Annotated in this window: 10 protein-coding genes; 8 read left to right on the forward strand and 2 right to left on the reverse strand. The window is 37.5% G+C overall.

The window, feature by feature from the left end; genetic code table 11:
• Positions 1 to 67 precede the first annotated feature (67 nt).
• Entirely contained in the window at positions 68 to 958 is an 891-nt protein-coding gene (locus ACFINZ_RS04115) for a UTP--glucose-1-phosphate uridylyltransferase (protein WP_375633923.1), read from the forward strand.
• 39 nt (positions 959 to 997) lie between these two features.
• Entirely contained in the window at positions 998 to 1990 is a 993-nt protein-coding gene (locus ACFINZ_RS04120; RefSeq protein WP_375633925.1) for an SIS domain-containing protein, read from the forward strand.
• Positions 1991 to 2264: 274 nt separating this feature from the next.
• Here the strand turns inward: ACFINZ_RS04120 and ACFINZ_RS04125 are convergent, their stop codons facing one another.
• Entirely contained in the window at positions 2265 to 2624 is a 360-nt protein-coding gene (locus ACFINZ_RS04125; RefSeq protein ID WP_375618071.1) for a hypothetical protein, read from the reverse strand.
• A 253-nt stretch (positions 2625 to 2877) separates the two neighbouring features.
• On the opposite strand from ACFINZ_RS04125, the gene ACFINZ_RS04130 reads away from it, so the two are divergent.
• From ACFINZ_RS04130 to guaB, 3 genes are all read left to right on the forward strand, one after another.
• Positions 2878 to 4263 carry a sigma-54-dependent transcriptional regulator gene (locus ACFINZ_RS04130; protein ID WP_375633926.1) on the forward strand — a complete coding sequence of 462 codons (1386 nt, stop codon included), beginning with the start codon at positions 2878 to 2880 and terminating at the stop codon, positions 4261 to 4263.
• 409 nt (positions 4264 to 4672) lie between these two features.
• The gene (locus ACFINZ_RS04135; protein ID WP_375633928.1) at positions 4673 to 6244 is read left to right on the forward strand and encodes a phospholipase D family protein; all 1572 of its coding nucleotides are present in this window, start codon (positions 4673 to 4675) and stop codon (positions 6242 to 6244) included.
• A gap of 149 nt (positions 6245 to 6393) precedes the next feature.
• The gene (gene guaB / locus ACFINZ_RS04140; RefSeq protein ID WP_375633930.1) at positions 6394 to 7893 is read left to right on the forward strand and encodes an IMP dehydrogenase; all 1500 of its coding nucleotides are present in this window, start codon (positions 6394 to 6396) and stop codon (positions 7891 to 7893) included.
• Between the two features lie 179 nt (positions 7894 to 8072).
• Here the strand turns inward: guaB and ACFINZ_RS04145 are convergent, their stop codons facing one another.
• Entirely contained in the window at positions 8073 to 8219 is a 147-nt protein-coding gene (locus ACFINZ_RS04145; RefSeq protein ID WP_273722522.1) for a hypothetical protein, read from the reverse strand.
• Positions 8220 to 8738: 519 nt separating this feature from the next.
• On the opposite strand from ACFINZ_RS04145, the gene ACFINZ_RS04150 reads away from it, so the two are divergent.
• From ACFINZ_RS04150 to ACFINZ_RS04160, 3 genes are all read left to right on the forward strand, one after another.
• The gene (locus ACFINZ_RS04150) at positions 8739 to 10025 is read left to right on the forward strand and encodes an RsmB/NOP family class I SAM-dependent RNA methyltransferase (protein WP_375634597.1); all 1287 of its coding nucleotides are present in this window, start codon (positions 8739 to 8741) and stop codon (positions 10023 to 10025) included.
• Positions 10026 to 10157: 132 nt separating this feature from the next.
• Entirely contained in the window at positions 10158 to 11714 is a 1557-nt protein-coding gene (gene guaA / locus ACFINZ_RS04155) for a glutamine-hydrolyzing GMP synthase (RefSeq protein WP_375634023.1), read from the forward strand.
• 169 nt (positions 11715 to 11883) lie between these two features.
• Entirely contained in the window at positions 11884 to 12606 is a 723-nt protein-coding gene (locus ACFINZ_RS04160; protein WP_375611843.1) for a glycerophosphodiester phosphodiesterase, read from the forward strand.
• Positions 12607 to 12918: the final 312 nt, after the last annotated feature.

The following is a 12918-nucleotide window of genomic DNA, read 5'->3' on the forward strand; positions in this document are numbered from 1 at the left end:
ACCATTTCGTAAAAACATATGATAAATAAAACAAAAAAGTTATATGAATTCATTGAGGAGGGTGAGTGTGCGTAAAATCCGGAAAGCAGTATTCCCAGTAGCAGGTCTTGGTACGCGTTTCCTTCCTGCGACAAAAACGATTCCTAAAGAAATGTTAACAGTTGTTGATAAACCTGTTATTCAATATGTTGTGGATGAGGCGAGGGAAGCTGGTATTGAGCATTTTATTTTTGTGACTGGACGTAACAAAGCAGTCATTGAGGATTATTTTGATGCGCAAGTTGAATTATACACGACACTTGCTGAATGTGGAAAGAAAGAAGATCTTGCACACTTATACCGTTTACAGCCATTACCAGGGTCAACTTCTTTCACTCGGCAACAGCAACCTTTGGGATTAGGGCATGCTCTTTGGTGCGCGCGTGAATTAGTTGCAGGGGAACCTTTTGCTTTATTATTACCCGATATGTTGATACAGGCGAAAAAGGGCTGTCTTTCTGAAATGATGAGCCTTTATGAAAAGGTGGGTGGGGGAAATATTATAGCAGTTCAGGAATGCGATCCTAGAGAAACACATAAATATGGTATTGTTGGGAAAGGCAAACAGATTGCAAATGGTTTTGAAATCACAAAAATGGTAGAGAAACCGGCACAAGGAACGGCACCATCAAATTTGTACATCAATGGACGTTATATTTTGCAGCCAGAAATTTTTAATATTCTTTCCACTCAAGAACGGGGAACAGGAAATGAAATTCAATTAACAGATGCTATGATACGGCTTTCAAATGAGCAAGATTTTTGGGGTTTGCAAGTAAAAGGGCGCACTTTTGATTGCGGTTCTAAAGCTGGTTTTATTGAAGCCAACGTTGCATTTTCTTTGGCACGCGCTGATATGCACAGCCACGTTTCTACTTCATTGAAAAATTTACTAGAAACCATTAATGTTGAAAAGTGATATAGATCTCTCACTTAATTTTATTGATCGAATTTGATTATGACAATACCGTCTCCTCATATGGCTTTGCAAGGTGCAGTTGCATCAGCGCTTAAAACACTTGCTAGTGAAAAGCAGGGGCTTGAAGCCCTTGAAAAAGCTCTTCTGGAAAGTCTTTCTTCTTCTTTTGAAGCGGCTGTTCAAACTATTAGAAATGCTCGTGGACATGTGGTCATTACTGGTCTTGGAAAAAGTGGTCATATAGGGACAAAAATTGCAGCAACCTTAGCCTCAACTGGAACACCTGCCTTTTTTGTGCACGCTGCAGAAGCCAATCATGGTGATCTTGGTATGATTGGTTCTGATGACGTTATTCTTGCTTTATCATGGTCTGGTGAAACTCAAGAGTTAAGTGGTATTATGAGTTATGCGGCGCGTTTTCGTATTCCTCTTATTGCGATGACATCAAGTAAGCACTCTGTGTTAGGACGACAAGCTGATATTGTGCTATTATTACCAAAGATAGAAGAGGCTTGCCCCCATGGTTTAGCCCCTACAACTTCAACAATTATGCAATTGGCAATGGGAGATGCATTAGCGGTTTCTCTTTTAGAAATGCGTGGTTTTACCGCAACGGATTTCAAAATATATCATCCTGGTGGCTCTCTTGGTGCAAGCCTTAAATACGTGTGTGATATTATGCATGAGGGTGATAATATTCCTTTGGTTATGCAGGGAACAGCTATGACTGAAGCGATGAATATTTTGGTGGAAAAACATTTTGGTTGTGTTGGTGTTGTGAATCAAGAAGGTGAACTAATCGGAATTGTAACTGATGGCGATCTTGCACGTAACATTCATTTTAATTTATCAAAATTTAATGTTGACGAGGTGATGACCAAAGCTCCTAAAGTTGTAAAGCCAAATACACTTGTTGGTGCAGCAACAGCTTTTATTAATGATCATCAGATTGGTGCATTTTTTGTGGTTGAAGATAAAAAACCGATAGGAATTGTTCATTTTCATGATCTTTTGCGCATTGGCGCTGCTTAGATTAAGCTTCCCTATCAAATAAAATGTTATAGGTTGAAATAGATTGAATGATACAAAGTTACAATTTTATTGTGAGGTGGCTTTATTGATATTTTTTGGAAGAAAATGATTATTTTACGCATTTCATAATGTTTAAAAAATTCTCAGGGGCTAGATTATACTAGCCTCTTTGCGTATTTTAGAGAGGATTTTCTATCAGGAGGAGAAAGGATATCGCCTTCTGCTTAATGTGTGTGCTCCCTCTGTTCTTAAGAGAGGTTTCCCTTGTACTTTGTTAAGATTTCCGCTTAAGGAAAAACTGTGCTCCTGTATGTGAGGTGCAGAGAAGTTGTGTGGCGTCATATGACATTGTACAATTGACTCTAGAAATTGTTCCACGGAGAATAGAGCGTATTTCAATTTCTATATTTTGGGCATTGAGATAATTATATGCTCCTTCTGATAGTTTTTCTTCTGTATCTGCTGCACGCGTTTCAAAAACACCATTGTGGAAAGAAGAAATAATACCATTCTCATCAACCCATTTTCCATCAATTCCAGTTGGCATATTTGAGTTATAATATCGCGAAAAGTTACAGGCACTTAACAGCAAGGCGGTAATTGTAAGACATAAAATATGATAGGGATGTTTCATTTATTGCACTCTATTTAGATTATTTTGCTCTCTAGTTTCTATAACATTATTAAATTACCCCATGAGTCAATATGAAAAATTTGATAAAAATCAATGAAAAAGCAAAAAAATGGAAAAAAATGCCTTAATGTTGTATTTAATTGACAGCTTGATGAAGTTCGTAAGTGAAACACAAGAGGTAAAATATTTCTTATGGTTTACAACAATTTTTATATTAAGCTGCTAAGTAGTCTCAAAGGAGATTATTGACATTATGGTTGGTCCCATTCTTGTTGCGAGTGAAGATTATGGAAGACGTATAGAACTTTCTTCTATGCTGCGAGGTTTTGGTTATCGTGTCATTGAAGCAGAAAATGGTCTCCGTACGATTGATCTTTTACACAGGCGTAAAAACATTGTGCTTGCACTCCTTGATGTTGTTATGAGTGATTTGAGTGTGAGCGATTTGATTAAAATGATTAGAGTTGCTGGTGTTTCTGTTCCTATTGTCGTTATAGCACAACAAGAGAATCAGCATTTACTCCAGAAAGCTTTAACAGCTGGAGCTATTGATTATTGGATCCATCCAGTAACATTATTACGCGTAAGAGTTACTTTGGATATCCTTGCTCTTATTTCTGCCTTGGAGCATGAGGTTCGAGATATTCGGCGAAAAAAAGAGAATCATTTACGGTTTTCTGATCTTTGCGTAAAAAGTAGAGCTATGCAGATAGTGTTAGAACAATCGAGACAAGCAGCAACTTCTTTACAGAATCTTTTGATAGAGGGGGAAGCTGGAACAGGACGTGAGACATTAGCTCGGATTATTCATCATGAGGGATTATTTTCGGAGGGTGTTTTTGTTCGCTTTCAATGTTCAGCCATCGTTGATCCAGAAGAAGAAAATCAGCAGTGGTTTAAAGAATTCCTACCATTGGTTTCTTCTCTTGAAAAAGGGACACTTTGCCTTTGTGATATTGATCGACTTGAGCCCATACAGCAAAAACGGTTTGCTCATTACCTTAAAGAAAGGGAAAGGGATAAAAAAGGAGATTTTTTTCCTTTTCGGATCATCGCTATTTCAACATCGCGTTTAAAGGACTTGGTTAATGAGAACTTTTTTTTGCATAGTTTGTTTGAACAATTTTCTCACTTGTCTATTAGCGTCCCTGCTTTACGAGAATTAAGGGATGATTTTCCAGAGATCACACAACGTTTGATTGATCGCATTATCACAGAAACAGGGCGATCACATGTCCATGGTTTAGCAGGCTCTGCTCTTTCCTTGCTTATGCAGTATGATTGGCCTGGCAATAGAAATGAGCTTGAAACCTTTTTATTTCGTGCGATTTTACTCAGTGAAGGACCGTTATTAACTGTTCGAGATTTTCCGCAATTAATGGGAAATTCATTAATGAATGTTCCCAATATCATTGAGGGTAATATGCAAGAAGATAATGAGCAAGAATCGATAAAATTTTTGAATACTGATGGGCATGTACGTACTTTTGCAGAGATGGAACATGATATTATAGAGAAAGCGATTAAACATTATAAAGGACATATGAGTGAGATTGCGCGCCGCCTTCATATTGGTCGCTCTACACTTTATAGAAAAATGGAAGAATTGAGAGCAATAAGAAATCAAGAACGAAAGTAAAATTCATAACAAATTTCTCTTCATGACAAGCATGCGTTTCAAAAAAATAGAGTGGATTTTGATAAAGTCCGTGGAGGAAGCTTAAGAAAACAATCATTTATTGTAAAATTTATCTATAGAGGATGATTTTGTAGATTTAAATCAAATATAAATTTTATGTGACTATTTTAATCGTTTGTTTCAATTTATACAATTTTATTTAAGTTTACATTTATTAAAAAAGAGAAGCATTTTTAAAAACTTTTAAATACTACCGCTAAAATTTTTGTATCATCAATATTAAATTTATACTCTCTTAAGCAAGAAGTGGCATTTTATTTGCTATACGATTAAGATAAAGTGATTAGTGTTATCGTTTGCATTACTGATACTGATGATGTGATAGTTTAAAATAGAAAGTTTACCCTCTTTGACTCTTTTACAGATTGTTATTGGTTTTGTCCTCTTTTTTTTTATTGCATCTATGTTGGCAATCTACACCTATGGGCGTTTTGTGAAAAATGCTAGGGGGCAATGTTCTTATGCGTTACCTATTCAGAAAGATGAAACTAAGCTTGATCGTATCGTCAGTCAATTAGCTGAGGAAGAAAATGGATTGGGGATTGATAAAGATGCCCTTTCCCTCATTATCAGCAATTTGGATGCGTTTTGTGTTCGTGCAATAGGAGCTGCAGAGGCTGGGCGTAGCCTTGATCTGATGTATTATATTTGGGATGATGATTTAACGGGGCGCCTATTATTAAGTGAAATAGTTGAGGCAGCTGATCGAGGGGTTCGGGTACGGCTTCTTTTGGATGATATTAATGCTCAGGCACGTGATCCAGCTTATATTGCGCTAGATAGACATCCTCATATTGAGGTGAGAATGTTTAATCCAGGGCGATCGCGTAAAGGTGGTTTACGCCGTGGTTTAGAAATTATATTACGGGCAATTACTGTAACACGTAGAATGCATAATAAAGCTTTTATTGTTGATGGCAGGGTCGCTTTTGTAGGAGGACGTAATCTTGCAGATTCTTATTTTGATGCTGGTAAAGAATCCCATTTTCGAGATTTAGATTTGATGTTAATCGGTCCTTCTGTTAAAAAGGTAGAAAGTATCTTTGATGATTTTTGGAATAGTGCTGTTGTTTTGCCAATTCATACTTTGGTTGTTCCTAAAAGCGCAAGTGATCTTAGCTATTGGAAAGATAAATTACGAAAGTTTCGTGATTCCAAGGTTGCAAAAGTTTATTTAGATTATGTCAAAGAGCACATTAACTTTAATTGTTTTATCCAAACAGGAAAGCGGTTATTTTTAGCAGACAAAGTTGTTGTTCTTTCTGACCCTCCAGAAAAAGCATTGCGTAAAAAAGCAAGCAATTGGCTTATGAAGGCACTTTCAAAGGTTATTGGAAATGCCAAAAAAACGGTTCAGATTACGTCACCTTATTTTGTTCCTGGTAAGGTTGGCACGCAGAATTTTAGTAATTTGGTTTCAAAGGGTGTTGATGTCAAAATTCTGACAAATTCTTTAGCTGCTACTGATGTAGCATTAGTGCATGGTGGTTATGTACCTTATCGTAAGGCATTGTTGAAAAGTGGTGTTAATCTTTATGAATTAAAAGCGGAAGGCAATACTCATGGGTTGCGATTGTTTCGATCGAGTAAGGCAAGTTTACATGCTAAAGCTTTTTTAATTGATCGTAAAACAGCTTTTATTGGATCTTTAAATTTTGATCCAAGATCAGCATCATTAAATACAGAAATGGGCATTCTTTTTGAATGTGCTCCCATTACAGCAAGATTAGATTTGTTGTTTTCTGAAGAAACCACAGGGGAAATGAGCTATCATCTGCGTCTTGGTGATAATAATCGTATTTATTGGGATTTTATTGAAAATGAAAAAAAATATAGCATTGACTATGAGCCAGAAAGTAATTTTTGGCGTCGCGCATTTGCAAAAATAATAAGTTGGTTACCTATTGAATCACAATTGTAAATTTTTATAAACCACACTTAAAAAAATATTTATTTTTCTTTTCATTTTGTTTGTAGCATGGCATAATTTTTTGCCAATCTACCATGTATGAGAACCGCAGTTGTATTTTAAAGCTTCTTGCGGTGTTTTATTATAAAAGGAATTTTGATATGGCAAAGATTGTTGAAACGGGGACAGGTGCATTGGCACTGACTTTTGATGATGTACTTTTACAACCCGGTCATTCTCTTGTTATGCCTAGTCAAGTGGATCTCAGTACGCGCATTGCAGCGGATATTAAGCTCAATTTGCCATTGCTTTCTGCGGCAATGGATACGGTAACAGAATCGCGTTTGGCAATTGCTATGGCTCAAGCTGGTGGTCTTGGGGTTATTCATCGTAATATGTCTCCTGCAGAGCAGGCAGAAGAAGTTCGCCAAGTAAAAAAGTTTGAATCTGGTATGGTTGTTAATCCAGTCACCATTGGACCAGATGCAACACTTGAAGAAGCAAAATCTTTGATGCGCTCTCATGGTATTTCCGGTATTCCGGTTGTTGAAAATGGTGCTAAAGGTGAAACTGCTGGACGGCTTGTTGGCATTTTGACAAATAGGGATGTGCGTTTTGCAACGGATCCCAAACAAAAAATTTATGAATTAATGACGCATGAAAATTTAATCACAGTGCGTGAAAATGTTCAACTCAATGAAGCGAAGTATCTTTTACACCATCATCGTATTGAAAAATTATTAGTTGTGGATGAACAGAATCGTTGTGTCGGACTGATAACAGTTAAGGATATTGAAAAAGCAAAATTAAATCCAAACGCTGCCAAAGATTCACAAGGTCGCTTGCGTGTTGCAGCTGCAAGTAGTGTAGGGAACGATGGGTTTGAGCGGGCTGAACAATTAATTGATGCAGGCGTTGATATTCTAGTAATTGATACTGCACATGGACATTCTCAGCGTGTATTAGACACTGTTGAGCGTATTAAAAAAATGACGTTTTCTCCAGCTATTATTGCTGGTAATGTGGCGACTGCTCAAGCAACACAGGCTTTGATTGACAGTGGTGCGGATGCTATAAAAGTTGGGATTGGTCCTGGTTCTATTTGCACAACGCGAATTGTTGCAGGTGTTGGTGTTCCTCAGCTTGCAGCCATTATGAATGCTGCAGAAGTTGCTGAAAAAGCGGGCATTCCCGTTATTGCTGATGGGGGGATAAAAGCTTCCGGTGATTTTGCTAAAGCCTTAGCAGGTGGGGCTTGTGCTGCTATGATTGGCTCTCTTTTAGCGGGTACAGAAGAAAGTCCTGGCGAAGTTTATCTTTATCAAGGACGATCCTTTAAAGCTTATCGCGGCATGGGATCTGTTGGTGCTATGGCACGAGGATCGGCAGATCGCTATTTTCAAGATGATGTTCGTGATGAACTTAAGTTAGTTCCTGAAGGTGTGGAGGGGCAGGTGGCTTATAAAGGTCCTATAGCATCAGTTCTACATCAGCTTGCTGGTGGACTTCGTGCTTCGATGGGGTATGTTGGAGCAAAAGATCTCGTAGAGTTTCGTGAAAAAGCAACGTTTGTACGTATTACGAATGCGGGACTCCATGAAAGTCATACGCATGATGTTTCTATCACACGAGAGAGTCCAAATTATCGTGGACCAGTTTAAAGATACAAGAGCCTAATATCATATTGCATAAATATAAAATTTTCCGAGAACAAGAAAGAGAGACTGCGCTTTTTTCTGTTTGTAATTTGGTGTAATAATCCCAAAAAGGAAAGAATTAGAGGTTAAAACTCTAATTCTTTCTGTTAAGACTATATGAAATAAGTTATATAAAATTAGAATTAACTTTTTGTTGTCTTCCGTCCAGTCTTTGACGCACGTTGGCGAGTGTTTGTCTGATCACTTTGGACGGATTTCTTTCCGTTGTTTGAGGGCATTGTATTATGACGGCTTTTAGACGAAGTTGTTTTTCCATTATTATAAGTCATTATTTTCTCCTTTAAAATTGTCTGGCAGTTGCCATTAGAGTAAAAACGGTCATGCTAAATAGTGGTTCCAAGCATTTTCTAAAAAGTTAATTTTTTGTTGAACGTAAGATGAACTTGTTTAATTTTATGAGAAGATTTTTTCTATTTTTTCAGAAGGATAGCCATATAAAGATGGGAGATATTTGATTTTTTTCTATTGTTCAGACAATCCTCGTAAATTTTATTTTACGCAAATAAATTAAAGAGTTTGGTTTTTTCGTAATGCATGGCGGAAATAAGTTCTTTATGGATGGCTACGTATCTTTTAGCATAAGAGGTAGAAGGATAAAAAGCGAATGGGCAGAAGATGAAAGGAAAAATTTAAATACTCTAAATTGGATCTTATAAAAAAGTATGATCAGATCATTTTAATATTGAATGTAAATTTTTTATGGCTTTGAGAAGGTTTCATTGGCAAGAAGGCGATAATATTATTTTTTTAGATGATTTAAAATTTTATTATTTTAATGGGAGAAATGAATGCGATTAGGTGGGCGTTTGCAAGCAGCAATAGATGTTCTCACAGAGATAGAAGTGAAGCATCGCCCAGTAGGAGAAGCTTTAAAGGATTGGGGTCTTTCTCATCGCTTTGCTGGAGCAGGTGATCGTGCAGCTATTGGTACAATCGTTTATGATGTTTTAAGACGACGTTATTCTTTGCAATGGCGTATGGAGAGTGATGATATCCGAGATATCGTTTTTGGTGCCTTATTAGATTCTGAAAAAATGACGCTGGAGCAAATTGACGGTGAATTGGCAGAAGATCGGTTTGCACCGCAGTTATTAGGGGCTAAACAGCGTAAATCGTGGCAAGGTCAGCAATTAGTGGATGCTCCAGACTATATTCGTGGTGATATTCCGCAATGGTGTCAAGCGCATCTGCGTCCTTTATTTGGTGATAATTGGATCACTGAAGCGGCTGCGTTAGCAACGCGTCCTTCTTTAGACCTACGGGTAAATAACCTAAAGGCAACACCAGAAAAGGTGCTGAAAGAATTAGCAAAAACCAAACTTAAATCTTTTCCATGGTTTGGGCAAGCTTTAAGAATTGCACCGATTGAAAAGTTTAATCGTCATCCCAATGTTCAAGTGGAACCAGCTTTTCAAAAAGGACACTTTGAAATACAGGATTTAGGATCTCAAATTGTTGCTCACCTTGTGGAAGCGCAAGAGAGCATGCAGGTATTAGATTATTGTGCAGGTGCTGGGGGCAAAACATTAGCTTTAGCTTCCGATATGAACAATCGTGGGCAAATTTATGCTTATGATTTTGATAAAGCGCGCTTAGCTCCTATTTTTGATCGTCTTCGACGCGCTGGTGTTCGTAATGTACAAACACGAGCACAAAAAGAAGAATTGAAGCCATTAATAGGCCAGATGGATAGAGTTCTACTAGATGCACCATGTAGTGGGACAGGAACATGGCGTCGTCGTCCAGATGCGAAATGGCGTTTAACATTAGTACAGGTGAAACAACGCCAAACAGAACAGAGGGATATTTTGAATGAAGCGATAGCTTATCTTAAGCCAAATGGGCGCCTAATCTATATTACCTGTTCTCTTTTTACAGATGAAAATGAGGAACAAATTTCCCATTTCCTTCAACAACATTCTCATTTTTCTCCAATAGATATGCCAGCGCTTTGGCAGAAACATTTTAGTTTTTCTCCTGTGCAACCAGTTTTTTCAAATTATGGACTTACTTTGTCGCCGGCCACAACACAAACAGATGGGTTCTTTTTATCTGTGTTGCAAAAAAAACATTGATCCATATTCTTACACTTTTTATCATAAACTTTACGAGAATAATCTTTTTCTTAAGAAAACAGGCTTGTGAAAAGAGAAAGATTGAATCATAACTCTCATGAGTTTTCTTTTACAATTGTTGATTGGTTTTCTATGAGCATATCACATCCAGACACTGTTCTTATTATTGACTTTGGTTCACAAGTTACACAACTTATTGCACGACGGGTACGAGCAATGGGAGTGTATTGTGAAATTACTCCTTTTCAATTGGCTTTAGAAGCTGTGCGCCGCATAAATCCTAAAGCTATTATTTTATCAGGGAGTCCTTATTCCGTTATTGATGAGGGCTCTCCGCGTGCTCCAATGGAAATTTTTGAGGCGGGTGTTCCGATTTTGGGCATTTGCTATGGTGAACAAGTCATGTGTGTTCAGCTTGGAGGAAAGGTTGAAGCTGGACATGAGCGTGAATTTGGGCGTGCTTTTTTGGAAGTTCAAGAAGAGAGTGCCCTTTTTGATGGAGTGTGGGAAAAAGGTTCTCGTTATCAAGTATGGATGAGCCATGGTGACCGTGTGGCAGCTTTACCAGAAGGTTTTCGTGTCATAGGAACCTCAAAAGGAGCTCCCTATGCGGCTATTGCTGATGAGAAAAGATATTTTTATGCGGTACAGTTTCATCCTGAAGTTATCCATACACCGGATGGTACAAAACTTTTGCAAAATTTTGTTCATAAGATCTCTGCTATTAAAGGCAATTGGTCAATGGCTTCTTATCGTGAGCAGGCAATTGCTACGATACGACAAAAAGTTGGGAAAAGTCGTGTGATTTGTGGTCTTTCAGGGGGAGTGGATTCATCTGTTGTAGCGGTACTCCTTCATGAAGCCATAGGAGATCAACTGACATGCATTTTGGTAGACCATGGGCTGATGCGCAAGAATGAAGCTGAAGAAGTTCTCACGCTCTTTCGTGATCATTATAATATAGAGCTTATTCACGTTAATGCTGCCGATATATTTCTTAATGCTTTAGAAGGTGAGACAGATCCAGAAAAAAAGCGCAAAACGATTGGTCGCCTTTTTATTGAAGTTTTCGAAGAAGAAACTAAAAAAATAGGAGGTGCAGAGTTTTTAGCACAAGGAACACTTTATCCAGATGTTATTGAGAGTGTGTCTGCTATTGGTGAAACGGTAACCATTAAAAGCCATCATAATGTGGGTGGGCTACCAGAACAGATGAATATGAAACTTGTAGAACCGTTGCGTGAGCTCTTTAAGGATGAGGTTCGCTTGCTAGGGCGAGAGTTAGGATTACCGGAGCAGTTTATTGGTCGCCATCCTTTTCCAGGTCCCGGTCTTGCAATTCGCTGTCCAGGTACTGTGACCCGTGAAAAATTAGAAATTTTACGTGAAGCAGATGCTATCTACCTTGAGGAAATCCATAAAGCTGGTCTTTATGACGAAATTTGGCAAGCTTTTGCTGTTCTTCTTCCTGTTCAAACTGTTGGCGTGATGGGGGATGATCGCACTTATGAATTTGTTTGTGCTCTTCGCGCCGTCACATCTGTAGATGGAATGACTGCTGATTTTTATCCCTATGATATGGCGTTTTTAAGTAAGACAGCAGCACGTATTATTAACGAAGTTAGAGGGATTAATCGTGTTGTATATGATGTAACCTCAAAACCTCCTAGTACTATTGAATGGGAATAATTAAAATGAAGGATAAGTTTTTTAAGAATAAAATATGACTGAGGGTTTGATATTCGAGAAGTGTAGAAAAAATCATTTAAAAATGATTGTGTATTTTCATATGATATAAGCCTTTATCTGACAATCTGTACGTCAATATCGTTTAAAATTGAGAAGTGTGGGATTTTGCATGTCTGAGAAAAAAATTGTTGCACACCGTGGAGGAGCTCATCTTTATCCTGAAAATACCCTTTCGGCATTTAATAATGCTATAGCGTTAGGTGTTGATGAAGTTGAATGCGACGTTCATTTGCTAAAAAGCGGTGAAGTGGTTGTCTTTCACGACTTCCGTCTAGACCAATTGGTTGGAAAAAAGGGGTATATTCATGACATTGATAATGAAACACGCAAACAACTCTGCGTAAAAGGAAGCCAAGAAGCACCTCCCTTATTAGAAGAAGTGCTTGATCTTTTAGCACCAACGAATGTTGCATTGCATCTTGAAATCAAGACATGCGGTGAAGTGGAGCGCGAAACAATATTATCCCAAAAAGCGCTTGCGCTAATAAAAAGCCGAAATTTATCAGAACGGGTTTCTGCAATTAGTTTTGATCCTTTTATCCTTCGTCCTTTTATTGAAGCAGGAATACCATCTGGTCCATGTGTTGATAATTTTGAAGGTGATATGTACCGTCATTTTTCTGAATGGAAGCAATTAGGTTATTCTGACCTAAGTTTAGATGGCTCTATTGTTTCACAGAACTTTATTGAATCAGCTCTTGAGGCTGGTTTTACTGTAGGGGTATGGACAATTAATGGAAAAGCTCGGTTATCATATTGGCTTGATATGCCTGTACATTATATTACGACAGATCAACCTGATCTCGCATTGCAATTGTGTGCACAAAGGTAAAAATACATCAACACAAAAGGAACTATATATTTTCATAAAGTTAGCGTAATGAAAGAAGAAAAATTATCTAATATATAACAATAATACATTGATTTATAATGATAATTAATATTTTACTCATGTGAGTAAGAGACCTTAATACGTAAGATTCTCTTATTTCAAATATTTTTACAATGAATCAATCAAAATCATTTGTTTGAACATTACAAGTAGGGTTGGTGTGTGGATAAAAAATAATTGAGAAAAGAATAAAAATATTCATTTAACGTATTTCAAATGCAAGGCTTATTAAGCATTAGGGTCTCATATGAT

It is taken from the genome of Bartonella sp. AA81SXKL (genome assembly GCF_042196945.1).
GTDB lineage: Bacteria > Pseudomonadota > Alphaproteobacteria > Rhizobiales > Rhizobiaceae > Bartonella.